The sequence below is a fragment of the Rhodoferax sp. RT4P68 genome, from assembly GCF_056521305.1.
In genome coordinates, this window is the sequence record NZ_JBWMBB010000003.1 from 564,318 (window position 1) to 588,195 (window position 23,878).

29 protein-coding genes are annotated in these 23,878 nt (G+C 66.3%); 19 read left to right on the forward strand and 10 right to left on the reverse strand.

Annotated elements, in window-relative coordinates; all coding sequences use genetic code 11:
* Positions 1 to 2: 2 nt before the first annotated feature.
* Together AC099J_RS09090 and AC099J_RS09095 are read right to left on the reverse strand one after the other, a co-directional pair.
* On the reverse strand, positions 3 to 608 hold the full coding sequence (locus AC099J_RS09090) for a GNAT family N-acetyltransferase (protein ID WP_479614909.1): 606 nt from the start codon (positions 606 to 608) through the stop codon (positions 3 to 5).
* Between the two features lie 4 nt (positions 609 to 612).
* Complete coding sequence (locus AC099J_RS09095; RefSeq protein WP_479614990.1) at positions 613 to 1,455, reverse strand: AAA family ATPase; 843 nt, start codon at positions 1,453 to 1,455, stop codon at positions 613 to 615.
* 87 nt (positions 1,456 to 1,542) lie between these two features.
* Between AC099J_RS09095 and AC099J_RS09100 the strand changes: the two genes are divergently transcribed.
* Complete coding sequence (locus AC099J_RS09100) at positions 1,543 to 2,220, forward strand: c-type cytochrome (protein WP_479614910.1); 678 nt, start codon at positions 1,543 to 1,545, stop codon at positions 2,218 to 2,220.
* Between the two features lie 43 nt (positions 2,221 to 2,263).
* Here AC099J_RS09100 and AC099J_RS09105 read toward each other — a convergent pair whose 3' ends face one another.
* Positions 2,264 to 2,704 (reverse strand): DUF1841 family protein, encoded by a 441-nt coding sequence (locus AC099J_RS09105; RefSeq protein ID WP_479614911.1) that lies wholly within the window; start codon positions 2,702 to 2,704, stop codon positions 2,264 to 2,266.
* Positions 2,705 to 2,784: 80 nt separating this feature from the next.
* On the opposite strand from AC099J_RS09105, the gene AC099J_RS09110 reads away from it, so the two are divergent.
* The 3 genes from AC099J_RS09110 to pcaF are packed head-to-tail and all read left to right on the forward strand — an operon-like array spanning position 2,785 to position 5,395.
* Positions 2,785 to 3,492, forward strand: coding sequence for a 3-oxoacid CoA-transferase subunit A (locus AC099J_RS09110; protein ID WP_479614912.1), 708 nt, complete (start codon positions 2,785 to 2,787; stop codon positions 3,490 to 3,492).
* On the forward strand, positions 3,489 to 4,145 hold the full coding sequence (locus AC099J_RS09115; protein ID WP_479614913.1) for a 3-oxoacid CoA-transferase subunit B: 657 nt from the start codon (positions 3,489 to 3,491) through the stop codon (positions 4,143 to 4,145). Before AC099J_RS09110 ends, AC099J_RS09115 begins: the two co-directional genes overlap by 4 nt.
* Positions 4,146 to 4,189: 44 nt before the next feature.
* Entirely contained in the window at positions 4,190 to 5,395 is a 1,206-nt protein-coding gene (gene pcaF / locus AC099J_RS09120) for a 3-oxoadipyl-CoA thiolase (RefSeq protein ID WP_479614914.1), read from the forward strand.
* Positions 5,396 to 5,732: 337 nt separating this feature from the next.
* On the opposite strand, the gene AC099J_RS09125 is transcribed toward pcaF, so the two are convergent.
* Positions 5,733 to 6,413, reverse strand: a complete 681-nt coding sequence (locus AC099J_RS09125) for a surface-adhesin E family protein (RefSeq protein WP_479614915.1) — start codon at positions 6,411 to 6,413, stop codon at positions 5,733 to 5,735.
* 184 nt (positions 6,414 to 6,597) lie between these two features.
* On the opposite strand from AC099J_RS09125, the gene AC099J_RS09130 reads away from it, so the two are divergent.
* Positions 6,598 to 7,353, forward strand: a complete 756-nt coding sequence (locus tag AC099J_RS09130; protein ID WP_479614916.1) for a sulfite exporter TauE/SafE family protein — start codon at positions 6,598 to 6,600, stop codon at positions 7,351 to 7,353.
* A 21-nt stretch (positions 7,354 to 7,374) separates the two neighbouring features.
* On the opposite strand, the gene kefC is transcribed toward AC099J_RS09130, so the two are convergent.
* On the reverse strand, positions 7,375 to 9,192 hold the full coding sequence (kefC, locus tag AC099J_RS09135; protein WP_479614917.1) for a glutathione-regulated potassium-efflux system protein KefC: 1,818 nt from the start codon (positions 9,190 to 9,192) through the stop codon (positions 7,375 to 7,377).
* 31 nt (positions 9,193 to 9,223) lie between these two features.
* Positions 9,224 to 9,841, reverse strand: coding sequence for an NAD(P)H-dependent oxidoreductase (locus AC099J_RS09140; protein WP_479614918.1), 618 nt, complete (start codon positions 9,839 to 9,841; stop codon positions 9,224 to 9,226).
* Between the two features lie 62 nt (positions 9,842 to 9,903).
* Between AC099J_RS09140 and AC099J_RS09145 the strand changes: the two genes are divergently transcribed.
* Both AC099J_RS09145 and AC099J_RS09150 read left to right on the forward strand, forming a co-directional pair.
* On the forward strand, positions 9,904 to 10,542 hold the full coding sequence (locus AC099J_RS09145) for a nucleotide-binding protein (RefSeq protein ID WP_479614919.1): 639 nt from the start codon (positions 9,904 to 9,906) through the stop codon (positions 10,540 to 10,542).
* Positions 10,539 to 10,994, forward strand: coding sequence for a MaoC family dehydratase (locus AC099J_RS09150; RefSeq protein WP_479614920.1), 456 nt, complete (start codon positions 10,539 to 10,541; stop codon positions 10,992 to 10,994). Before AC099J_RS09145 ends, AC099J_RS09150 begins: the two co-directional genes overlap by 4 nt.
* On the opposite strand, the gene AC099J_RS09155 is transcribed toward AC099J_RS09150, so the two are convergent.
* Together AC099J_RS09155 and AC099J_RS09160 are read right to left on the reverse strand one after the other, a co-directional pair.
* Positions 10,985 to 11,479, reverse strand: a complete 495-nt coding sequence (locus AC099J_RS09155) for a tRNA (cytidine(34)-2'-O)-methyltransferase (protein WP_479614921.1) — start codon at positions 11,477 to 11,479, stop codon at positions 10,985 to 10,987. The two genes, AC099J_RS09150 and AC099J_RS09155, sit on opposite strands and share 10 nt — an antisense overlap.
* Before the next feature lie 15 nt (positions 11,480 to 11,494).
* Positions 11,495 to 12,016, reverse strand: coding sequence for a ComF family protein (locus AC099J_RS09160; protein ID WP_479614922.1), 522 nt, complete (start codon positions 12,014 to 12,016; stop codon positions 11,495 to 11,497).
* A gap of 209 nt (positions 12,017 to 12,225) precedes the next feature.
* Here AC099J_RS09160 and AC099J_RS09165 point away from each other — a divergent pair, with 209 nt between their 5' ends.
* From AC099J_RS09165 to AC099J_RS09195, 7 genes are all read left to right on the forward strand, one after another.
* A complete protein-coding gene (locus AC099J_RS09165) occupies positions 12,226 to 13,128 on the forward strand; it encodes a biotin synthase (RefSeq protein WP_479614923.1) in 903 nt (300 codons plus the stop codon).
* Between the two features lie 164 nt (positions 13,129 to 13,292).
* Positions 13,293 to 13,769 carry a DUF2244 domain-containing protein gene (locus AC099J_RS09170; RefSeq protein WP_479614924.1) on the forward strand — a complete coding sequence of 159 codons (477 nt, stop codon included), beginning with the start codon at positions 13,293 to 13,295 and terminating at the stop codon, positions 13,767 to 13,769.
* 37 nt (positions 13,770 to 13,806) lie between these two features.
* Positions 13,807 to 14,994, forward strand: a complete 1,188-nt coding sequence (coxB, locus tag AC099J_RS09175; protein WP_479614925.1) for a cytochrome c oxidase subunit II — start codon at positions 13,807 to 13,809, stop codon at positions 14,992 to 14,994.
* Positions 14,995 to 15,027: 33 nt separating this feature from the next.
* Complete coding sequence (ctaD, locus tag AC099J_RS09180; RefSeq protein WP_479614926.1) at positions 15,028 to 16,650, forward strand: cytochrome c oxidase subunit I; 1,623 nt, start codon at positions 15,028 to 15,030, stop codon at positions 16,648 to 16,650.
* Between the two features lie 5 nt (positions 16,651 to 16,655).
* Positions 16,656 to 16,772, forward strand: coding sequence for a cytochrome oxidase small assembly protein (locus AC099J_RS09185; RefSeq protein WP_479614927.1), 117 nt, complete (start codon positions 16,656 to 16,658; stop codon positions 16,770 to 16,772).
* A 10-nt stretch (positions 16,773 to 16,782) separates the two neighbouring features.
* The gene (locus tag AC099J_RS09190) at positions 16,783 to 17,394 is read left to right on the forward strand and encodes a cytochrome c oxidase assembly protein (RefSeq protein ID WP_479614928.1); all 612 of its coding nucleotides are present in this window, start codon (positions 16,783 to 16,785) and stop codon (positions 17,392 to 17,394) included.
* 33 nt (positions 17,395 to 17,427) lie between these two features.
* Positions 17,428 to 18,309: a cytochrome c oxidase subunit 3 gene (locus AC099J_RS09195; protein ID WP_479614929.1), complete on the forward strand. Its 882-nt coding sequence runs from the start codon at positions 17,428 to 17,430 to the stop codon at positions 18,307 to 18,309.
* A 46-nt stretch (positions 18,310 to 18,355) separates the two neighbouring features.
* Here the strand turns inward: AC099J_RS09195 and AC099J_RS09200 are convergent, their stop codons facing one another.
* Positions 18,356 to 18,589 (reverse strand): twin transmembrane helix small protein, encoded by a 234-nt coding sequence (locus AC099J_RS09200; RefSeq protein WP_479614930.1) that lies wholly within the window; start codon positions 18,587 to 18,589, stop codon positions 18,356 to 18,358.
* Positions 18,590 to 18,615: 26 nt separating this feature from the next.
* On the opposite strand from AC099J_RS09200, the gene AC099J_RS09205 reads away from it, so the two are divergent.
* From AC099J_RS09205 to AC099J_RS09225, 5 genes are read left to right on the forward strand one after another with little or no spacing between them, the layout of a single operon-like run.
* Positions 18,616 to 19,335, forward strand: a complete 720-nt coding sequence (locus AC099J_RS09205; RefSeq protein ID WP_479614931.1) for an SURF1 family protein — start codon at positions 18,616 to 18,618, stop codon at positions 19,333 to 19,335.
* On the forward strand, positions 19,328 to 20,005 hold the full coding sequence (locus tag AC099J_RS09210) for a hypothetical protein (RefSeq protein WP_479614932.1): 678 nt from the start codon (positions 19,328 to 19,330) through the stop codon (positions 20,003 to 20,005). The genes AC099J_RS09205 and AC099J_RS09210 overlap by 8 nt, the downstream gene beginning before the upstream one ends.
* A gap of 1 nt (position 20,006) precedes the next feature.
* Complete coding sequence (locus AC099J_RS09215) at positions 20,007 to 21,173, forward strand: COX15/CtaA family protein (RefSeq protein WP_479614933.1); 1,167 nt, start codon at positions 20,007 to 20,009, stop codon at positions 21,171 to 21,173.
* Positions 21,170 to 22,081, forward strand: coding sequence for a heme o synthase (gene cyoE, locus AC099J_RS09220; RefSeq protein ID WP_479614934.1), 912 nt, complete (start codon positions 21,170 to 21,172; stop codon positions 22,079 to 22,081). Before AC099J_RS09215 ends, cyoE begins: the two co-directional genes overlap by 4 nt.
* Positions 22,082 to 22,084: 3 nt before the next feature.
* Positions 22,085 to 22,699 (forward strand): SCO family protein, encoded by a 615-nt coding sequence (locus tag AC099J_RS09225; RefSeq protein WP_479614935.1) that lies wholly within the window; start codon positions 22,085 to 22,087, stop codon positions 22,697 to 22,699.
* 81 nt (positions 22,700 to 22,780) lie between these two features.
* Here AC099J_RS09225 and rpoH read toward each other — a convergent pair whose 3' ends face one another.
* Complete coding sequence (gene rpoH, locus AC099J_RS09230) at positions 22,781 to 23,722, reverse strand: RNA polymerase sigma factor RpoH (RefSeq protein WP_479614936.1); 942 nt, start codon at positions 23,720 to 23,722, stop codon at positions 22,781 to 22,783.
* Positions 23,723 to 23,878 lie beyond the last annotated feature (156 nt).

The following is a 23,878-nucleotide window of genomic DNA, read 5'->3' on the forward strand; positions in this document are numbered from 1 at the left end:
GTTCAGGATGCGGTGCGCGGCCTGTCCCGCAGATACAGCAACTGCGCCTTCGCCTCGGGCCATTCACCCGAGCGCATGCTGTACATCACCGTGTCGCGGATGGTGCCGTCGCGGCGCAGGGCGTGGCCACGGATCACGCCGTCCTTGCTGGCGCCCAGGCGCTCGATGGCGGCCTGCGACGCGAAGTTGAAATTGTCGGTGCGCCAGCCGACCACGTGGCAACCCAGCGTGTCGAAGGCGTGGCCCATCAGCAGCAGCTTGGCGGTGGTGTTGACGTGCGAGCGCTGGCAGCGCTTGGCGTACCAGGTGTAGCCGATCTCCACGCGGCGCACGGCGGGCAGGATGTCGTGGTAGCTGCTGCAGCCCAGCACCGTATCGGTCGACTCGTCGACCACGGCGAAGGCGAAACGGTGGCCGGCAGCGCGGCCGGCCAGGGCGTCTTCGATGTAGGCACGGGTCTGCTCGGGTTCCGGCACCGAGGTAACGCGAAGGCTCCACAGCGCACCATCCGCTGCGGCTGCGCGCAACCCGGCCTCGTGGTCGAGCGTCAACGGCTCCAGGCGAACGCCACGGTCGCGCAGGGTGATGGGTTCGACGAAGCCGGTCATCGTCTTATCGGTTGTGCCGCTGCATGAACACCAGCTTCTCGAACAGCGTCACGTCCTGCTCGTTCTTCAGCAGGGCGCCCACCAGCGGCGGCACGGCGACCTTGTCGTCCTTGCTCTGCAGTGCTTCGGCGGAGATGTCTTCGGCCACCAGCAACTTGAGCCAGTCCAGAAGTTCGGATGTCGACGGCTTCTTCTTCAGACCGGGAAGGTTGCGCACGTCGTAAAAGGTCTTCATGGCCGCCGTCAGCAGCTCTTTCTTGAGGCCGGGGAAGTGCACGTCGATGATCAGCTGCATGGTCGCCGCATCGGGGAACTTGATGTAGTGGAAGAAGCAGCGGCGCAAAAACGCGTCCGGCAATTCCTTCTCGTTGTTGGAGGTGATGAACACCAGCGGCCGGTGCTTGGCGCGGATCAGCTCGCGCGTCTCGTAGCAATAGAACTCCATGCGGTCGATCTCGCGCAAAAGATCGTTCGGAAACTCGATGTCGGCCTTGTCGATCTCGTCGATCAACAGCGCCACCGGTTGATCGGCCGTGAAGGCTTGCCACAGCACGCCCTTGACGATGTAGTTGTGGATGTCCTTCACGCGCTCGTCGCCGAGTTGCGAGTCGCGCAAGCGGCTCACCGCATCGTACTCATACAGGCCCTGCTGCGCCTTGGTGGTCGACTTGATGTGCCACTGCAGCAGGGGCAGGTTCAGCGCCGCTGCCACCTCCTCGGCCAACATGGTCTTGCCGGTGCCAGGTTCGCCCTTGACCAACAGCGGGCGCTGCAGCGTGGCCGCCGCATTGACCGCCAGCATCAGGTCCTGGGTCGCGACGTAATTGTTGGAGCCTTGGAACTTCATGGAGCTGAGAAAGGAGGGTTGAGGCATGTGCCGGATATACTCAAAGGCTGATTCCCGCCCTGATTTCCTTGAGATTGTGCGCGCAAAATGAATATGTTGAAGACCACGGTGTTTGCGTTTGCTGTCGCCTCTGTGACGGCCCTTTTCTCTGTCGCTCAGGCGCAGGAGATCAAGGGCAATGCCGCCACAGGCAAAGGCAAGGTGGACATGTGCATAGGCTGCCACGGCATCGTCGGCTACCAGGCCTCGTTCCCCGAGGTCTACAAGGTCCCAAAGATTTCGGGTCAGGGCGCGGCCTATATCAGCTCCGCGCTGAATGCCTACAAGACCGGTGCGCGCAAGCACCCTTCGATGCGGGGCATTGCCGATTCGATGACCGACCAGGACATCGCCGACGTGGCCGCGTATTACAGCGCCAGTGGCGCCGTCGAAGGTGCAGCGCTGCCCGATGCGCCCTCCAAAGAGCCCAGCGCCCAGGTCGCGGCCCTGCTGCAAAAGGGTGCTTGCGTGTCCTGCCACGGCGCCAACTTTGCCAAGCCCATCGACCCGAGCTACCCCAAGATCGCCGGGCAACATGCCGACTACCTGTTCGTCGCGTTGAAGGCCTACAAGGTCGAGAGCACGACAGGGATGGTGGGCCGCAGCAACGGGGTGATGGCACCCATCGCTAAGCAGTTCTCCAACGCCGAACTCAAGGCGATGGCCAACTACCTGCAGAGCCTGCAGGGCGACCTGAAGACGGTGCCGGAGTCGCGCTTCCGCTAATCGCGCAGCTTCTGCCGAACAAGCCCGCCGCGTGCGGGCTTTTCTACGCCCGGTCCTGGGTTGCGCGGCGCTGCACGCAGTCGATGTAAGCCGCACCATCGGGCGGACGGCCGGCGCGCTGGGCCTCCCACATCATGCGGCCCAGGCACTCCATGACCTCGTGGTGCGCATCGTGCAGTGACTGGCGCCGGCGCTCCAGCAACTCGACCGCCTGGCGGATGCCGCGTGGCTGGTCGATCGAGCATTGCTCGCTGATTGACAGGTGCATGGACAGGTGCAGGAACGGGTTCTGCGTGCCGTCCTGGCCGTCGTAGACGCGGGCCAGTGCCGCATCGACATCGGCCAGATCGGCGTGGTACTCGGGGTGCTCGGCGACCCACTGGCTGGCGAGAGTTTCGATGGCCTCCATGGGCTGGTTTCCCTGGGCTTTGGCATGTGCGCCGCAGAAAAAACGGCGCACGTCGGCTTGCGACGGATTGAACATGCGGCAAGCCTAGCACGCAGCGCCCGGTGGCTCTGATGCACTCCTAGAATGGCCCGCCCAACCAACGCATCCACGGTCCCATGATCAACAAGATTGCCCCCTCGATCGCCGAGGCCCTGGCCGGCGTGCAGGACGGCGCCACCGTCATGGTCGGCGGCTTCGGCACCGCCGGCATCCCCAACGAGCTCATCGACGGGCTGATCGCGCAGGGCGCGCGTGACCTCACCCTCGTCAACAACAACGCCGGCAACGGCGACACCGGCCTGGCCGCTCTGATGGCCGCCGGGCGCGTGCGCAAGATCATCTGCAGCTTTCCGCGCCAGGCCGACAGCCATGTGTTCGACGCGCTGTACCGCAGCGGCAAGATCGAGCTGGAACTGGTGCCGCAGGGCAATCTGTCCGAACGCATCCGGGCCGCCGGGGCCGGCATCGGCGCCTTCTTCTCGCCCACCGGCTACGGCACCGAGCTGGCCCTCAACGCCGATGGCACGCCGAGGGAGACGCGTGAGATCAACGGCCGCCACTACGTGCTGGAGATGCCCATCCATGCCGACCTGGCGCTGGTCAAGGCCGAGCGCGGCGACCGCTGGGGCAACCTCACCTACCGCAAGTCGGCGCGCAACTTCGGCCCCAGCATGGCCAGTGCCGCAAAGACCACCGTGGCCACGGTGCACGAGATCGTGCCGCTCGGCGGGCTGGACCCGGAACACATCATCACGCCCGGCATCTACGTGCAGCACGTGGTGCTGATCGAGCGCGTGGCCACTCAGGCAGGAGGTGCACGATGAGCTACGCCAAACGCAGCAAGAACGAATTGGCCGCCCGCGTGGCGCAGGACATCTTCGACGGTGCCACCGTGAACCTGGGCATCGGCCAGCCGACCCTGGTGGCCAACCACATCCCTGCCGGCCGCGAGGTGCTGCTGCACAGCGAGAACGGCATCCTGGGCATGGGCCCGGCACCGGCTGAGGGCGAGGAGGACTACGACCTCATCAATGCCGGCAAGCAGCCCGTCACGTTGCTGGCGGGGGGCTCGTATTTCCACCACACCGACAGCTTCGCGATGATGCGCGGCGGCCATCTGGACATCTGCGTGCTGGGCGCGTTCCAGGTCAGCGTGGATGGCGATCTGGCCAACTGGAGTACCGGCGAGCCCGGCGCCATTCCTGCTGTGGGCGGCGCCATGGACCTGGCCATCGGCGCCAAGCAAACATGGGTCATGATGGACCTTCTGACCAAGCAGGGCGCCAGCAAGATCGTTCCGCGCTGTACCTATCCGCTCACCGGCATCGGCTGCGTCAAGCGCATCTACACCGACCTGGCCACCTTCGCTTGCACGCCGCAGGGCCTGCAGTTGATCGACGCGGTGGAGGGGCTGGGGCATGCCGAACTCGAACGTCTGGTCGGCCTGCCGATCGCGCCGGCATCTGGCACCCGTTGAGCCAACGTCGGCCATTGGGCCGAACCAAACGACAAGGAGACACTATGAGCACCCAAGCCTTCATCTGCGACGCCATCCGCACGCCGTTCGGCCGCTACGGTGGTGCGCTTGCCAGCGTGCGCACCGACGATCTCGGCGCCATCCCGATCAAGGCGCTGATGGCGCGCAACCCCAAGGTCGACTGGCAGCTGGTGGCCGATGTTCTGTATGGCTGCGCGAACCAGGCCGGCGAGGACAACCGCAACGTGGCCCGCATGTCGGCGCTGCTGGCCGGCCTGCCGATCGAGGTGCCGGGCGGCACCATCAACCGGCTATGTGGCTCGGGCCTGGACGCGGTGGGCAGCGCAGCGCGCGCGATCAAGGCGGGCGAGGCGGGGCTGATGGTCGCCGGCGGGGTCGAGAGCATGAGCCGCGCGCCCTTCGTGATGCCCAAGGCCGAAAGCGCGTTCAGTCGCAACAACGCCGTGTACGACACCACCATCGGCTGGCGTTTCGTCAACAAGCGCATGAAGGAGCTGTACGGCGTCGACTCCATGCCCGAGACCGCCGAGAACGTCGCCGTTGACCACAAGATCGAGCGTGCCGCGCAGGACCGCATGGCCCTTGCCAGCCAGCAGAAGGCCGTGGCGGCGCAGAAGTCGGGCTTCTTCGATGCAGAGATCACGCCGGTCGTGATCCCGCAGAAGAAGGGCGACGCCGTCGTCGTCAGCAAGGACGAGCACCCGCGCGAGACCAGCTTGGAGACGCTTGCCAAACTCAAGGGCGTGGTGCGGCCGGACGGCAGCGTCACGGCCGGCAATGCCAGCGGCGTCAACGACGGCGCCTGCGCGCTGCTGCTGGCTGACGAGAAGACCGCCGCCGCCCAGGGCCTCGTGCCCAAGGCGCGCGTGGTCGGCATGGCCACGGCCGGCGTGGCGCCGCGCGTGATGGGCATCGGCCCGGCGCCCGCCACGCAGAAGGTGCTGGCGCTCACCGGCCTGAAGCTCGAACAGCTGGACGTCATCGAGCTGAACGAAGCCTTTGCCGCCCAGGGCCTGGCCGTGCTGCGCATGCTGGGCTTGCAGGACGATGACCCGCGCGTGAACCCCAACGGCGGCGCCATCGCGCTCGGCCACCCGCTGGGCGCCAGCGGCGCGCGGCTGGCGACGACGGCCGTGAATCAGCTGCACAAGACCGGCGGCCGCTACGCGCTGTGCACCATGTGCATTGGCGTGGGGCAGGGCATTGCCGTGGTGCTCGAACGCGTCTGAACTGGGGACCGCCTTCAGGTCCTGTCCTCTCGCGCTGGCTGCCGCCTTGCTCGGCACAACACCGGGTGACCAGGTGTAGCGCACTGCGCTGCTGCCCAGGTCAAGCCGCTGTTTGCCGATGAGAGAGAAGACCGGCTCGTCGTATGGCGGCAAAGCCAAGCCCCATGCGGGGCCGCGAAACCCTGGCCGCCGCCATGAAGCCCGGTGGCAAGCCGCTGGCGTTCAACCATTCGCCTTCTTCACGCCCGTGCCGGAGCCTTCGATCAAGATGGGCCTGTGCAGGCCATGGGCATCGCGCTGCTGACCGCGCTCGCGCCGTAGCGGGCAGTTGCGTGGCTTACCGCGCGGTGGGTGCGCCGGGCCGCACGGGCGATGGTGGCGGCACACCAGGCAGCGGTTCGAGCAGCGCATCTGGGCGCGGTTCAGGGCGCGCATCAGGCGTTGGGGCTACTGCTGCTGCGCCGTCCGTCCCAGAGCGCAACGGTTCGGCCGGTGCGGCCGGTGCGGCCCGATCTTGCGCGGCTTGCGGCGGCGCGGCGGCGACCTGGTGCTGTGCAGTGTGTCCGGCTTCGCGCGCCTGCTCGGCCCTCGGCCTGCACGCGGACTGGTGCATGGCTTCTTCCATGTCACCGGGGATCACCAGCGCAGATTCGGTGGCCGGTGTTTCGCTGGCCAGGACCCGGCCCTGGGCCATGGCACCTTCGTAGTACAGGCGCGCCAGTATGCGCATGCTGCTGCGCTTGCAGTCGAACTCGATGAGCTGCTTGGACGACCCGATCTGGAACAGCTTCCAGCGGTGCGGCGTTGCGTAGTCGGTGATGAACCAGGCCTGGCGCGGGTTCGGCAGGAAGAAGCCGACCACCCGGCCGTGCCGCGAGCGTTCGCTGGCCACATCGGTGTAGACCGTGACGCCGCTGGACGCAGGCCCAGGCAACTGGGTCCATTCGGCCGCCCGGGCATGCAGGCAGACTGTCAACGTGACCAGGGCCGCAGCGGCCAGGCGGAGCAGGGGTTTCAAGCGCATCGTGCCCCGGTTATCGGCCGTGGCGGCGCGCGCTTGAGCGCCGTGTCGCCTGCAACGCGCGCGCGTCGGCTGGCCTACACTCCTGCGCGCCGGCCGGCAGGCATCCCTGTCGTCTTGGCGCGGACCCGTCCACCATGCCCCATCCAACCCCTCGCTGCCGCACTGCCTGACCGAGTCCATGGAGTGGTCATTCATCACCGGCTGGGCGTTCTATGCCACCGCAATTCCCGCCGTGCTGCTGATGGGCTTGTCCAAGAGCGGCTTCGGCGCCGGGCTGGGGTCGCTGGCGGTGCCGCTGATGGCCTTGGCCATTCCGGTGCCGCAGGCTGCAGCTCTGTTGATGCCGGTGCTGCTGCTGACCGACATCCTGAGTGTGCACGCGTTCCGGCGCGAGATCGACAAGGCGCTGCTGTGGCTGCTGATCCCGTTCGGCTTGCTGGGCACGCTGGTGGGCACGGCGCTGTTCCGCGTGCTCGATGCGCGCGCCGTGGCCACGCTGGTGGGCGTGTTCACGCTGACGTTCCTGGCGCAGCGCTGGCTGTTTCCGCCGCGTGCCGACGCGCCGCCGCCGCCGCGCTGGGCTGGGCGTGTGCTGGCCACGGTGTCGGGGTTCACCAGCTTTGTCTCGCACACCGGCGGCCCGCCGCTGAATGCGTACGTGATTCCTTTGAGGCTGCCGCCGGTGCAGTTTGCCGCCACCATGGCCGTGTTCTTCCTCTGCATCAATTTGTCTAAGTGGATCCCGTACACCTGGCTGGGCCTGTTCGACGCGCGCAACCTGGCCACCTCGGCCTTGCTGTTGCCGTTTGCACCGGTGGGCGTGTGGGCCGGTGTGCGCATTGCCAAGCGCATCTCGCAAAAGCTGTTCTACCGGCTGATCAACATCGGCATGCTGTTGACGGGCTGCAAGCTGCTCTGGGACGGGCTGCGCTAGGAGAGTGGGCCGCCCACGCTTCTAGTCGTCCCAGCCGGGCGCGCGGCGCTTGCGCTGCGCTTCACGTTCGCGCGCAAGTTGCTCTTCCAGCTGTTGACGGCCTTCGCGGGCCACGGCGATGAACTTGGCCCTGTCCTTGTGGTGCGGGAGCATCTGCTCGAACAGCGCGAAGTTGTGGCTGCGAAAGCGCATGACCTGCTCCCGCGCCTCGTAGGGCGTGCTGCCCAGCAGTTCCAGCACGCTGCGCGCGCTGCGCAGGCTGGACTCGAACAGCTCGCGCTCGACCATCTGCACGCCACGCTCGCGCAGGGCGGTCCAGTGCGTCACGTCGCGCGCGCGGGCGACGATGTGCAGATGCGGGAAGTTGTGGCGCGCCATGTCGACGATGCGCAGGCTCTGCGCCGTTCCGTCCACCGCCACCACCAGCACGCGCGCGCTGGCGGCGCCCGCCACGCGCAGCAGGTCCAGCCGCGAGGCGTCGCCGTAGAACACGCGAAAGCCGAACGGGCGGATGGCCTCGATCATGTCGGCGTCATGGTCCAGCACCGTGCACTGCCAGCCCTGGGCCAGCAGCGCACGACCGACGATCTGCCCGTAGCGACCGAAGCCAGCGATGATGATCGGCGCGCTCTGCGGCTCGGAGATCTCGGCGGGCTTGGCGCCCTGCGCGCGGTTCAGGCCCGGCAGCAGGTACCGGTCCAGCAGCACCATCAGCAACGGGCTGAGCAGCATCGACACGGCCACGGCGCCGGTCAGCAGCGAACTTTGCTCGGCCGTCAGCACGCGTGCGCTGGTGGCGGTCTGGAACACCACGAACGCAAACTCGCCGCCCTGCGCCAGCAGCAGAGCGAACACCGGTCGTTCGGCCAGCGGCACGCGCATCGCCACCGCCAGGCCGTAGATCAGCACCAGCTTGATGCCCAGGAAGCCGCAAACGATGAGCGCCATGGTGCCGGGCGAGCGCAGCAGGACGGCGAAGTCGACGCTCATGCCCACGGCGATGAAGAACAGGCCCAGCAGCAGGCCCTTGAAGGGCTCGATATCGGTCTCCAGTTCGCGCCGGTACTCGCTTTCGGCCAGCAGCACGCCGGCCAGGAAGGCGCCCAGTGCCATCGACAGGCCGACGCTGAGCATCAGGGTGGCGGTGCCGACCACCAGCAGCAGCGAGGCGGCGGTGAAGATCTCGGGCGTGCGGCTGCGGGCGATCCAGCGCAGCACCGGGCGCAGCAACAGTGGCCCCACGAGCACGATGGCGGCAATCACGCCGACGGTCTTGGCTGCCTGCAAGCCCGGGTTGCCGCCGCCTGCCGCCGCAGAGGCCGCGCCCAGCAGGGGCAGCAGGGCCAGGATGGGGATGGCTGCGACGTCCTGGAACAGCAGAATGGACAAGCCCGCCTGCCCGCTGCGCGTGCCCATGAGCTGTCGCTCGCCGAGCACCTGCAGCGCGATGGCCGTGGACGACAGCGACAGGCCGAGCGCCGCCACCAGTGCGATGCGCCAGTCAAAGCCGCAAGCCAGAGCTACGCCGAAGATGGCCAGTGCGCAGGCTGCCACCTGCGCCGTGCCGCCACCGAAGATGGGCTTGCGCAGCTTCCACAGCCGGCGCGGCTCTAGTTCCAGGCCGACCAGGAACAGCATGAGCACCACGCCGAACTCGGCGAAGTGCAGGATGTCCTGCACGTTGCGCACCAGGCCCAGGCCCCAGGGGCCGATGGCCATGCCAGCCGCCAGGTAACCGATGATCGCGCCCAGGCCCAGCGCCTTGGCCAGCGGCACCACGAGGACTGCTGCACTGAGGTAGATGAAGCTGTTGGTCAGCCAGGATGGGGCGTGGTCCATGGTCCGGTGCGGTGGCTTGGTGCGGGTGCGCTCAGCGCCAGGCGGGGTGGCTGCGCAGGCGGTCGCAGAACTGCTGCACATGGGCCTCGACCTGCGGCCGCCCTGTGCTGTCGGCGCCGCGCAGCACCAGGGGTGGCAGCAAGCGCATGCCGCACAGGGCGGCCGCCTGGCGGTAGGGGCCCAGGAAGGCTTCGTTGGCCTCGTTCTCCTGCAGGCCGGGGTCGGTGTCTTCTGTGCCGTTGGCCGAGGCGACCAGCCAGAGATCCTTGCCGCGCAGGGCTGTGCCCGGCGTGCCGGCGGGCGCCTGGTCGCGCGAGCCCGGTTCGACCGAGGCCGCGCCGTAAGCCCAGCCGTAGCGCAGGACTTCGTCGAGCCAGAGCTTTTGCAGCGCGGGCATGCCGGACCACTGGATCGGGTGCACCAGCACCAGCAGCTGGGCGGCCTCGACGTGGGATTGCTCGGCCGCCACGTCGATGTAGTAGTCGGGGTAGCGGGCGTACAGGTCCTGAATGCGCAGCCCGGGTGTGCTGTGGGCCATGGCGCCGGCGGCTGCCATGAGCCGCTGCGTGACCCGTGAATCGCGCCAGCGCGGATGGGCGGCAACCAGATAGATGCCGGCGTCAGCAGGCGGTGCGGGGGTGTCGGGCATGTCGGTAACATAGCGCAAAGCCAGTCCCTGCCAGGGCGGCGCCAGCACATGGGGAGGATCGGATGCCGGTTGTGGTCGTTGCCAATCCAAAAGGGGGCGTCGGTAAGTCGACGCTGGCCACCAATGTCGCGGGCTACTTCGCGGCGCAGGGGCATGCCGTGATGCTCGGCGACGCCGATCGCCAGCAATCGTCACAGCTGTGGCTGAAGCTGCGGCCCCCTGCGGCACGCCCGATCCGCACCTGGGAGATGAACGCCGACCTGATCGTGCGGCCGCCCAAGGGCACGACGCACGTGGTCATCGACACCCCGGCCGGTCTGCACGGCTGGCGCTTCAAGGATGTCATCAAGATGGCGGACAAGCTGCTGGTGCCCTTGCAGCCCAGCATCTTCGACATCTTCGCCACGCGCGACTTCCTCGATGAACTGGCCGAAAGCCGCCACGCGGGCAAGATCCAGGTCGGCATCGTGGGCATGCGTGTCGATGCCCGCACGCTCGCGGCAGACAAACTGCGCGAGTACGTGGCCAGCCTGGGTATTCCGGTGCTGGGCGAGCTGCGCAATACCCAGAACTATGTCCACCTGGCGGCGCGCGGGCTGACGGTTTTCGATGTCGCGCCGCAACGGGTCGAGAAGGACCTGGAGCAGTGGCGGCCTCTGTGCGAGTGGTTGGATACCCCCATGAAGGAGACACGAGGATGAAGGTTTTCAAGACGCTGGACGAACTGTCCGCCCTGGTCGGCCAGCAAGTCGCGGTGAGCGACTGGATCACAGTCACGCAGCAGCAGATCAATCTGTTCGCTGAGGCCACCGGCGACCACCAGTGGATCCACATCGATGTGGAGCGCGCGAACGCGGGGCCCTTTGGCGCGCCGATTGCACACGGGTTCCTCACGCTGTCGCTGCTGCCCAAACTGTTCGAGGCCGCGCTCAAGGTCGAGCAGGCGCGCATGGGCGTGAATTACGGGCTGAACAAGGTGCGCTTCATCACGCCGGTGCCGGCGGGCAGCCGCCTGCGCGGCCACCTGAAGCTGATCAGCAGCGACCCCATCGACGGCAACGGTGTGCAGCAGGTGTGGGAGACCACGGTCGAACTCGAAGGGCACGCCAAACCGGCGTGCGTGGCCGAATCGGTGGTGCGGCGCTACGCCTGAACATCCTGCGCCGTCGAGGCCGCGCCAGCGAAGCCGCATTGGCGCCAGGCCTCGAACACCGTGACCGCCACGGCGTTCGACAGGTTCAGGCTGCGCTGGCCGGCGCGCATCGGCAGCTTGAGCCGGCGCTCGGCGGCGAAGCCCTCGCGCACCGCAGGCGCCAGGCCGCTCGTCTCCGAACCGAACACCAGCCAATCGCCCGGCGCGAACACGACCTCGTGCACCTGCCGGGCGCCGCGCGTCGTCATCGCGAACATGCGGTCGTGGTGTGGCGCTGCGGCCGCCAGCAGGCTGGGCCAATCGGCGTGGCGGCGCAGCTCGGCGTACTCGTGGTAGTCCAGCCCGGCGCGGCGCAGGAGCTTGTCGTCCATCGAGAAGCCCAGCGGCTCGACCAGGTGCAGGCTGCAGCCGGTGTTGGCCGCCAGGCGGATGACATTGCCGGTGTTCGGCGGGATCTCGGGGGCGACCAGAACGATGTGGAACATGCGGCGATTGTCGGTTCAGGCTTTCGCCGTGCGCGCCAGCACGATGGCCGTCACCCGGGCGGCGCCGGCCTCGCGCAGCGTGCGGGCTGCGGCATACAACGATGCACCACTGGTCATCACATCGTCCACCAGCACGGCATCGCTTGCCTGGATGCACGCGGCCCGTAGAGGGTCAACGGCGAATGCGCCCTGCACGTTGCGGGCGCGCTCGGCGATGCCCAGCGCCAGTTGCGGAGCCGTGTCGCGGATGCGCAGCAGCAGCCGTGCGTCGGTCTTGCGCGGGGCGATGCGGCGGGCGATCTCCAGCGCCTGATTGAAGCCGCGTGCGCGCAACCGCTGCGCCGACAGCGGCATGGGCAGCACGACATCGCAACGTTCGAGCGCCGGTTCGACCCACGGCGCGTGCAGCAGCAGGTCCGACAACATACCGGCGGCACCGGGCTGTTGCTGAAATTTGTAGCGGGTGATGCAGTCGGACCAAGGAAACGCGTAGGCCACGGCGCACAAACAGGCGTCCAGCGGCGGTGGTTGGCGCACACACGCGCCGCATTGCGCAGCGCCGCCGGTGATCGGCAACGCGCAGGTGCGGCATCGCGGCTCTGGCTGGGCAAAGCGCCGGATGCAGCCTTCACACAGCGGTTGCCCCTGCCACGAGTGGCACACAGCGCACTGGCTGGGCAGGGCCGCGAGGGCCGAGGCTAGCCATTGGCGCAGCATGGCATCAATATACTCGCGGCGCCTTTCCCATGAGCAGCCAACGCCCCCCCACCATCGATCCCGTCGCCGCTGCGCGCTGGGCGCAGCAGCCGATCCAGACTTCCGCGTGGCTGCACGAGGAGGTTGGCCGGCGGATGGCCGAGCGGCTGCAGTGGATCCACCACCAGCCCTCGGCCTGGGCCGACTGGTCGCCGATGCGCGGCGGCATGGGCGCGCATGCCGCGCTGAGACAGCGCTATCCGCAGGCGACCTCCTATGTCGTAGAAGCGGTGCCCGCGTTGGCGGAGCAGGTGATCGCGGAATCGACCGACGCCTGGTGGCGGCCGCGCCGCTGGCGTGCGCCGGCGCAGCATGCGGGCATGCCGCCGGTGGGTGGCGTGCAGATGGTGTGGTCCAACATGCTGCTGCACCAGGTGGCCGATCCCCAGGCACTGATTGCCCAATGGGCTCGGGCGCTCGGGGTCGACGGGTTTCTGATGTTCTCCTGTCTCGGACCGGACACCATGCAGGAACTGCGCGCCATCTATGCCGCGCGCGATTGGCCGCCGTGCGGACATGCTTTCACCGACATGCACGACTGGGGCGACATGCTGGTGCAGGCGGGCTTTGCCGAGCCCATCATGGACATGGAGCGCATCCGTCTGACCTATGCAACGCCGGACCAACTGCGCCAGGATTTGCGCGAACTGGGCCGCAACCTGCACCCCGCGCGGTTCGGTGCATTGCGTGGCCGCCACTGGCGCGGGCAACTGGATGACGCGCTGCTGGGCCTGGCCGATCCGCAGGAGCAAGGGCGCCTGCCGCTGACCTTCGAAATCGTCTACGGGCATGCGTTCAAGCCGGCGCCGCGGGTGCGTCTGGCGCCCCACAGTGCGGTGTCTTTGGACGATATGCGCAGCATGCTCCACCACAGCGGGAAACCGGCCGAATGAGACCCGGCGCGCCTGTGGGCGCAGGCCGTTTCGCGGCCGGGTGGGAAAAGTTCCGGGGCTACAATGAAGGGTTTCCGAAACACCCGGGTATCCCCCCACGTATCGATCTGGTGGTCCGCAGGCATTTGCTCGCTGGAACGCCATCTTCTTGTTGAACGGTGTCCGTGACGAATCTGGTTTTTCGCTTCGCCACTGTCTCAGGCCAGAGCATCCACTGGTTCCTGAGGCGCAACTGTTCCGTCACGCCCGCGCAACTGGGCTGGATGTACGCATCGATCTGTGTGGTGTCATTGGGTATCGGTACAGTTTTCTGGATGCAGGGAGCCAAGCTGATCCTCCCTTTTGCGTGGTTGGAGGTGCTGGTCGTCGGCATCGCCTTCCTGGCGTACTCGCGTCATGCAACCGATGGCGAGCGCATCTCTTTACAGGACGACCGCCTGGTGGTCGAACTGGAGAATGCGGGACGCCTGGAGCGCGCCGAGTTCCGCCGCGAATGGGTTCGGATCGAGCCCAAGACCGGCGATCACTCGTTGATCGAGGTGTCGGGTCAAGGGCGGCGTGTCGAGGTGGGGCGGTTTGTGCGTCCCGATCTGCGTCCGGCATTGGCGCGTGAATTGCGGATGGCTTTGCGCGGCGCCTGAGAAGGTGCAGTTCATTGAGGTTGAAGAAGTAAAGACGATGAAAATGATCAGGAACAAGCTGACTTCCCTGCTGCCTACCGCCGTCGCCACTGCGGGTGCGTGGCTCGCCTCGGCCGCGCATGCGGTGAACGATCTGCCGGGCGGCCCGGCCGTCCGCCAGCTCAATCTCGCGCCCGCTGTCACCAAGATTGCCGAAGAGCAGCAGTGGCTGCACTGGTTCATGCTGATCGTCTGCACCGTGATCTTCGTCGCGGTGTTCGGCGTGATGTTCTATTCCATCTGGAAGCACCGCAAGTCGCAGGGCTACAAGGCCGCGAACTTCCACGAGTCGGTGACGGTGGAAATCATCTGGACCATCGTCCCCTTCGTCATCGTGATCCTGATGGCGCTGCCCGCCACCAAGGTGGTGGTCGCCATGAAGGACACCAGCAATGCCGACCTCACCATCAAGGCCACCGGCATGCAGTGGAAGTGGGGCTACGACTACCTGAAGGGCGAAGGCGAAGGCATCGGCTTCGTTTCCACGCTGGACAGTTCGCACCGCGCCATGTCCAACGCCGGCGGCCCCAAGAGCGGCGAAACGGTCGACGACTACCTGCTCAAGGTCGACAACGCGCTGGTGGTGCCCGTCGACAAGAAGGTGCGCATCATCACCACGGCCAACGATGTGATCCACGCTTTCATGGTGCCGGCCTTCGGCATCAAGCAGGACGCGATCCCCGGCTTCGTGCGCGACACCTGGTTCCGTGCGGAGAAGATCGGCAGCTACTACGGCCAATGCGCCGAGCTGTGCGGTAAGGAGCACGCCTACATGCCCATCCACGTGAAGGTCGTCTCCGCCGAGGACTACACCGCCTGGGTCGATGGCGAGCGCAAGAAGATGGCGGCCAAGCTCGATGACCCGACCAAAGTCTGGACACTCGACGACATCCTCAAGCGCGGCGAGCGCGTCTATGCCGCCAACTGCGCCGCCTGCCACCAGGCCAACGGCAAGGGCGCTGGGCCGATCAAGGCACTGGACGGCTCGGCCGTCGTGCTCGATGCCGACCACGCCAAGCAGATCGCGATTCTGTTGAACGGTGCGAACAACGGCGCCATGCCGGCGTGGAAGCAACTGAGCGATACCGATCTCGCGGCCGTGGCCAGCTACACCAAGAACACCTGGTCCAATAAGACCGGCCAGCTCGTGCAGCCGGCCGAAGTTCTGGCCCAGCGCGGCAAGTAAGCGGCGGTCCAACGTCATCACAAGGCAAGCAAGATGAGTGCAGTTCTCCACCCCCACGACCACGCGCACGACGACCACCATGACCACCATGCGCCCACCGGCTGGCGGCGCTGGGTCTATGCGACCAACCACAAGGACATCGGCACGTTGTACCTGCTGTTCTCGTTCACCATGCTCATGGTGGGCGGTGTACTGGCACTGCTCATCCGCGCCGAGCTGTTTCAGCCGGGCCTGCAGATGGTCAACCCCGAGCTGTTCAACTCTCTTACGACCATGCACGGCCTGATCATGGTGTTCGGCGCCATCATGCCGGGCTTCGTGGGCTTTGCGAACTGGATGATCCCGCTGCAGATCGGCGCGTCCGACATGGCGTTCGCGCGCATGAACAACTTCAGCTTCTGGCTGATGATCCCGGCCGCGCTGATGCTGGTGGGCTCATTCTTCATGCCCGGCGGCGCGCCCGCTGCGGGCTGGACGCTCTACGCGCCGTTGACCCTGCAGATGGGCCCGTCCATGGACGCCGGCATCTTTGCGATGCACATCCTGGGCGCCTCGTCCATCATGGGCTCGATCAACATCATCGTGACCATCTTGAACATGCGCGCACCGGGCATGACGCTGATGAAGATGCCGATGTTCTGCTGGACCTGGCTCATCACCGCCTACCTGCTGATCGCCGTCATGCCCGTGCTGGCCGGCGCCATCACCATGACGCTGACGGACCGCCACTTCGGCACCAGCTTCTTCAACCCCGCTGGCGGCGGCGACCCGGTGATGTACCAGCACATCTTCTGGTTCTTCGGCCACCCCGAGGTCTACATCATGATCTTGCCGGCCTTCGGCATCGTGAGCCAGATCGTGCCGGCCTTCGCGCGCAAGCGGCTGTTCGGCTACGCATCCATGGTGTATGCCACCTCGTCCATCGCCATCCTGTCGTTCATTGTCTGGGCGCACCACATGTTCACGACCGGCATGCCGGTCACGGGCCAGCTGTTCTTCATGTACGCAACCATGCTGATCGCCGTGCCCACAGCCGTGAAGATCTTCAACTGGATTGCCACCATGTGGCAGGGTTCGATGACCTTCGAGACGCCCATGCTGTTCGCCGTCGGCTTCATCTTCGTGTTCACGATGGGCGGTTTCACGGGCCTGATCCTGGCCATGGCGCCGATCGACATCCAGCTGCAGGACACCTACTACGTCGTCGCGCACTTCCACTACGTGCTGGTGGCCGGCTCGCTGTACGCCATGTTCGCGGGCGTCTACTACTGGCTGCCGAAGTGGACGGGCGTCATGTACAACGAAGGGCGCGGCAAGCTGCATTTCTGGTGGTCGCTGATCGCGTTCAACGTGACCTTCTTCCCGATGCACTTCCTGGGTCTGGCCGGCATGCCGCGCCGCTACGCCGACTACCCCATGCAGTTTGCCGACTTCAACGCGGTTGCCACCGTGGGCGCGTTTGCGTTCGGTATCGCGCAGGTCTACTTCTTCGTCTTCATCGTTCTGCCGTGCATGATGGGCAAGGGCGAGAAGGCCCCGCAGAGGCCCTGGGAAGCGGCTGAAGGCCTGGAATGGGAAGTGCCGTCACCGGCGCCATTCCACACCTTCGAGAATCCGCCCAAGCTGGACGCCACCGCTACGCGTGTGATCGGTTGATGCCGATGTCTTTGCCACCCGAGAAGAAGAAGCAGAACCTGCGGATGGGCTTGGTCCTGTTGTCCGTGGCGCTGGCGTTCTTCGCGGGCTTCATGGTCAAGATGGTCGTTCTGGGCAGGTGAGGCAGCCGGCATGAGCATTCGACGCGCCAACCTCCGCATGGTGGGCAAGCTGGCGGTTGTAACCGCTGGCATGTTCGCATTCGGCTATGCGCTGGTGCCGCTGTACAACGCGATCTGCGAGATGACAGGCATCAACATCCTGTCGCTGAGTGAGCGCCAGGTGCCGGGCGTGTCGTCCAACCTCACGCCGGCCAACACCCAGGTCGACCGCAGCCGCACGATCACGGTGGAGTTCGATGCGAACTCGCGTGGGCCGTGGGAGTTCAAGCCTGCGATGCGTTCGATGCAGGTGCACCCCGGCGAGATGGCCACCGTGATGTACGAGTTCCAGAACGTCCAGAACCGGCGCATGGCCGCGCAGGCCATTCCGAGTTATGCGCCGCGCCAGGCCGCTGCACACTTCAACAAGCTCGAGTGCTTTTGCTTCACGCAGTACACGCTGGAGGCGGGCGAGAAGAAGGAATGGCCGGTGGCGTTCATCATCGATCCCAAGCTGTCCAAGGACGTGACGACGATCACCTTGTCATACACCTTTTTCGAAGTTGGCGGCAGGACCCCGCCGGCGCCGACAGGCTCGACGGCAGACGCCGGCCTGCTGGCGCCTGCGGCGCGGGGTTCGTGACAGAAGAATGAATGAGAAATTGCAGGAGCTGAAATGAGTTCAACCACCCACGGAACCACCCCGTACTACTTCGTGCCTCCGCCATCGCGGCATCCGGTGATGGCCGCCATCGGCCTGTTCTTCGTGATCCTTGGAGCTGGTCAATGGATCAACGGCGCGGATTGGGGCAAATGGTCGCTGGCCTTCGGCATGCTGTTCTGGTGGGTCGTGCTGTACCAATGGTTCCGCGACGCCATCAGCGAGAGCCAATCCGGCTTGTACGGCCGCAAGATCGACCTGTCGTTCCGCTGGAGTATGAGCTGGTTCATCTTCTCCGAAGTGATGTTCTTCGGCGCGTTCTTCACGGCGCTGTGGTGGATGCGGGCGCACTCGGTGCCGTCTCTGGGTGGCCTGGACAACGCACTGCTTTGGCCCGACTTCAAGGCCGTGTGGCCGAGCATGGCCGCCGGTGTGACCGGTTCGCCTGCCGGCATCGTCGAACCCTTCCAGACGATGACGCCGTTCTGGCTGCCGACGATCAACACCGCGTTGCTGCTGTCCTCCGGCGTCACGCTGACGATCGCGCACCACGCCCTCCAAAAGGGCGAACGTGCCCGCACCATTGCCTTCATGTGGGCGACGGTGCTGCTGGGCATCGTGTTCCTGTTCGTGCAGGGTTACGAGTACGTGCACGCCTACCGTGACCTGAATCTGAAGATGAATTCGGGACCGTACGGCTCGACCTTTTTCATGCTGACCGGGTTTCACGGTTTCCACGTGCTGATCGGCATGCTGATGCTGCTGTTCATCACGCTGCGACTCATGAAGGGCCACTTCACGGCCGAACGCCATTTCGGCTTCGAGGGTGCTGCGTGGTATTGGCACTTCGTGGACGTGGTGTGGCTGGGCCTGTACGTCCTCGTGTACTGGCTCTGACGCGCCGCGCCGCCCTTTCTTGCAAAAGGCCGCGCAGCGGCCTTTTCTACTTGCCGGTCGGAATTCCGGTCGGGTGCAGATAACCCAGCTTCCAGCCGATCAGGATGCAGACGAACAGCAGGATGGACAGGCCGACACGCACCGCCAAGGCACGCGCCATGTGGTTGGCGCGAGGCTTGCCGTCGGCATCCTGCGTCGTGCCGCCGCGCAGCATGAAATACAGTGCCGCGCCCAGGCTGGCGATGATGGCGATGAAGGCGGCCAGTGCGAAATAACCCATCGCGGGATTATCGGGCGCGCGCGCGCATGCGCTTCTGGGTGATCACCATCGCCACGCTGCTGGGCGTGGTGCTGACCGCGTCGCTGGGGCGCTGGCAGCTGTCGCGTGCCGCCGAGAAAGAAGCGTTGCAGGCAGCCATCGAAAGCCAGGGACGCACGCCGGTGCTGGACGCGCGCGGCCTGCTCGGCGCCACGGAGACCGGCCCGCTGATGCACCGGCCGGTGCGGCTGCGCGGCCTGTGGATCCAGGAACGCACGGTCTTTCTCGACAACCGCCAAATGCGTGGTCAGCCCGGTTTCTATGTGGTCACGCCCTTCGCGCTGGAAGGCACGGAGCACGTCGTGCTGATCCAGCGGGGCTGGGTGCAGCGCAACTTCGTCGACCGCAGCGCCTTGCAACCCGTGCCCACGCCGGCCGGGCTGGTGGAGATCGAGGGCGTGGTGGCACCTGCGCCATCCAGGCTTTACGAGTTCGCGGGGGAGGACACAGGCCCGATCCGGCAGAATCTCGACCTGCGCGCGTTTGCGGCCGAGACGCATCTGCCCTTGTGGAGCGCGTCGGTGCAGCAGACTGGTCACGATGCATCAGGCTTGCTGCGCGAATGGCCCGCCCCGAACACCGGGGTTGCCAAGCACTACGGCTACGCGTTTCAGTGGTTCGGGCTCGCTGCCCTGCTGACAGGTCTTTATGTCTGGTTCCAATTTATCCGACGCCCCTCCACTGCGGGGCGCGAATTCCATGTCTGACGCCGATCAGCCGTTGGGGCTGACCGTGCACTCGCTGCCCACGCCGGCCGAGGCCACCGATGCACCTGCCGGCCGCACGCGTGCGGGCCGCTGGAAGATGCTGCTCGTGGTGCTGGTGTGCGCTGCGCCCGTTGTGGCCTCGTATTTCACCTACTACGTGGTGCGCCCCGATGGCCGGCGCGTCTTCGGCGAACTCGTCGAGCCGCAACGCCCGCTGCCTGATCTGCAAGGCATCGATCTGGCCCAGCGCAGCGTCAACCTGCGCAGCCTCAAGGGCCAATGGCTGGTGGTCAGCGTTGCCGACGGCGCCTGCGATGCCCTGTGCGAGAACAACCTCTACCTGCAACGCCAGCTGCGCGAAAGCCTGGGCAAGGAGAAGGCCCGTGTCGACCGCGTCTGGCTGGTCACCGGCCCTGCGCCCGTGCGTGAGCCGCTGCGCCCTGCGTTGAGCGATGCCACCGTGCTGCAGGTCGATCAGTCGGCGTTGTCGCAGTGGCTGGCGCCGGCTGCAGGTCAGGCACTGAGCGACCACTTGTACATCGTCGATCCCATGGGCAACTGGATGATGCGCCTGCCGCCGCGCCTGGACGCCGCCGGTGCCGCCAAGGCCAAGCGCGACCTGGAGCGACTGCTGCGCGCATCCGCCTCGTGGGACGAAGCAGGTCGCTGAGATGGATCCTGTCGCTGCCTACGATTGGTCGCCTCTGGCGCGCATGATGCTGCTGGGCGTGGTGATCGCGCTTGGCCCGCTGGCCTGGGTCTGGATGCGCCACCGCGGGGCTTCCCCGACCCGTCGGCGCCAGGCACTGACCGTGCTGACGTTGTTTCTCACCTTCGATCTGGTGCTGTTTGGTGCGTTCACGCGGCTGACCGACTCCGGACTGGGCTGCCCGGACTGGCCGGGCTGCTACGGCAATGTCAGCCCGCTGGGCGCCCGGGCCGAGATTTCGGCTGCCGAGGCCGCCATGCCGACCGGGCCGGTGACCCACACCAAGGCCTGGATCGAGATGGTCCACCGGTACCTGGCGACGGCCGTCGGCGTGTTGATCCTGGCCATGGCGGCAGCGGCCTGGGCGCAATGGCGGCGCGAGCCGCGTGCCTCAGCGGCCAGGCCCTGGTGGCCCACGCTGACGCTGGTCTGGGTGTGCCTACAAGGCGCGTTCGGTGCGTGGACGGTAACGCTCAAGCTGTTTCCCGCCATCGTCACCCTGCACCTGCTGGGCGGCTTGGCTTTGCTGGCACTGCTGTGTGCCCAAGTGGCGCGCGACGCGCGCGCGGGTGGCAGCCTGACCATCGTGCGGCTGCCTGGCGGCGTCCGCAAGCTGCTGCTGGGCACCGCCGCCCTGGTCGTGGTGCAGATTGCGCTGGGTGGCTGGGTCAGCACCAACTATGCCGTGCTCGCCTGCAGCGACTTTCCGATGTGCCAGGGCCGCTGGTGGCCCGAGATGGATTTCTCTCAGGCGTTCCAGGTCTGGCGACCGCTGGGGCGGATGCAGGACGGCAGCCACATCCAGTTCGCGGCGCTCACCGCCATCCACTACACACACCGGCTGGCGGCCTACGCAGTGCTGGCGGCGCTGGCGTTGCTCGCGTGGCGGCTGTGGCAGGTGCCGGGCTTGCGGCGGCCGACGCGCTGGCTGGCGGCCCTGGCAGCGTGGCAGTTCGGCACGGGGCTGTCCAACGTCGTGCTCGGCTGGCCCCTGATTGCCGCCGTGTCACACACCGGCGGCGCTGCCGGCCTGGTCGTGGTGCTGACCTGGCTGGTCTGCGCCACGCGGCCGGCGCCGTGGCAGCCCGATGGCGTGCAGCGCCTGTCGGGCGTGGAGGCGCTGCGATGAGCGTTGTGGAACCCGTTGCGACTGCGGCAGTGCCACGCGTCTCGCGTGTCCGCCAGTTCTACTCGCTCACCAAACCCCGCGTGGTGCAGCTGATTGTGTTCTGCGCCTTCATCGGCATGGTGCTGGCGGTCCCCGGTGTGCCCACGTGGGCCGAGGTGCAGCGCATGGCGATCGCCAGCCTGGGCGTCTGGCTCGTGGCCGGTGCGGCAGCCGCCTTCAATTGCCTGGTCGAGAAGGGCATCGATGCGCGCATGAAGCGCACGGCCTGGCGGCCGACGGCCAAGAACGAACTGGGCGATGGGCAGACGTTGCTGTTCTCCGGCGTGCTGTGCGCGGCCGGCTCGGCGCTACTGTACGTGGCCGTCAACCCGCTGACGATGTGGCTCACGTTTGCCACCTTCGTCGGCTACGCCGTCATCTACACCGTCATTCTCAAACCGCTGACGCCGCAGAACATCGTCATCGGCGGTGCCTCGGGCGCCATGCCGCCGGTGCTGGGCTGGGCGGCGATGACCGGCGACGTCGGCCCCGAGGCGCTGATCCTGTTCCTGATCATCTTCCTGTGGACGCCGCCGCATTTCTGGGCGCTCGCGCTGTACCGGGTGGAGGACTACCGGAAGTCCGGCCTGCCCATGCTGCCCGTCACCCACGGGAACGAATTCACCCGGCTGCAGGTCTTCCTGTACACCTTGATTCTGTTTGCGGCATGCCTGCTGCCCTTCGTTTACGGCATGAGCTCCTGGCTCTACCTGGCGGCGGCCATCGGGCTCAGCCTGGGGTTCTGCGCCTACGGCTTTGCGCTGTGGCGCAATTACTCCGATGCGCTGGCGCGCCGGACATTCCGCTTCTCCCTGATCCATCTGAGCGCGCTGTTCGCAGCCCTGCTGCTCGACCACTACCTGATCTGACCCATGACGAACCGACGTGCGGCCTTGCGCCGTTGCTCCCAGTTGCTCGCTGCCGGCGCCGGCCTGGTCTGGCTGGCGGGCTGCAGCGAACAAAAGACCAGCTTCGCCGCCGTGGACATCACCGGCGCCGACTACGCGCGTGATTTCCAGCTAACCGACCACAACGGCCAGCCGCGCAGCCTGAAGGATTTCAAGGGCAAGGTGGTCGTGGTGTTCTTCGGCTTCGCGCAGTGCCCGGATGTCTGCCCCACCTCGATGGCCGAGCTGGCCCAGGTCAAGCAGGCCCTCGGTGCGGATGGCGACAAATTGCAGGGCTTGTTCGTCACGGTCGACCCTGAGCGTGACACACCCGAGGTGCTGAAGGCCTACATGGCCAACTTCGACCCCAGCTTCCTGGCGCTGCGCACCTCGCCCGAGGGGCTGACGGCGCTGGCCAAGGACTTCAAGCTCTACTTCAAGAAGGTCGAAGGCAAGACCCCCACCAGCTACACCATGGACCACTCAGCCGGAAGCTACGTCTATGACCCGCAGGGCCGGCTGCGCCTGTATGCGCGCTATGGATCGGGCGCCGAGGCGTTGACAGCCGATGTGCGGCAACTCTTGAAGCAGGCCGGCTGACCTTCGAGCCCCCAAGCAAAACGCCAGCTCTCAGGCTGGCGTTTTCAATTGGCGTGAGCGCGGCCCGCAGGCCGCGCCGGATCAGGCGTAGACCGCCAGCGCCTTCTTCATCTTCTTCATGGCTGCCGATTCGATCTGGCGAATCCGCTCGGCGCTGACACCGTAGTCAGCCGCCAGCTCGTGCAGCGTCATGCCGCCGGAGCCGTCGTCGTTCACCTTCAGCCAGCGCTCTTCGACGATGCGGCGGCTGCGCGGGTCCAGGCCATCCAACGCCGTGCTGATGCCATCGCTGGCCAGCACGTCGCGCTGGCGCGCCTCGATCAGGGCCGTCGGTTCCTGCTTGGCATCGGCCAGATATGCGATCGGGCCGTAGCTGTCTTCACCATCGTCCGACGGGCCGGGGTCGAGCATCACGTCGCCACCCGACAAGCGGGCTTCCATCTCGATCACGTCTTCGCGCTTGACATTCAACTGCTGCGCCATGGCGCCGATCTCGCCTTCGCTCAGCGTGTCACGGTGCGTGGCGCCATCGAGTGCAGCGGCGTCGGATTTGTAGGTCTGCTTCATCGAGCGCAGGTTGAAGAACAGCTTGCGCTGGGCCTTGGTGGTCGCCACCTTGACCATGCGCCAGTTCTTCAGGATGTACTCGTGCATCTCGGCCTTGATCCAGTGCAGCGCGTAGCTCACCAGACGCACGCCCTGATCCGGGTCGAAGCGCTTCACGGCCTTCATCAGGCCCACGTTGCCTTCCTGGATCAGATCGCCGTGCGGCAGACCGTAGCCCAGGTACTGGCGTGCGACGGAGACCACCAGGCGCAGGTGCGACAGCACCAGTCGGCCGGCGGACTCGACATCGTTGTCGTTCTTGAGTTTGCGCGCGTACTCCTGCTCCTGCTCCAGCGTGAGCATGGGCAGCCGGTTGACGGCCGAGATGTACGCGTCCAGGTTGCCCAGAGGGGGAACCAAAGCCCACGGATTCGAGGCCGCAAGCGCAGTGGACACGGCTCCAGTTTGAATGTTCATACCAGATTCCTTTCCTTCTAGGCGTCATATTAGCACTCTCAATAAGTGAGTGCTAAAGCGCCGCGGAACAGCCGGAGTGGCCCTAGGGTTTCCCCTGGATCAGACCGCTTAGAATCGGAAATTGTTGTTCCAATTCAATGCACTTCAAGCGGTCCA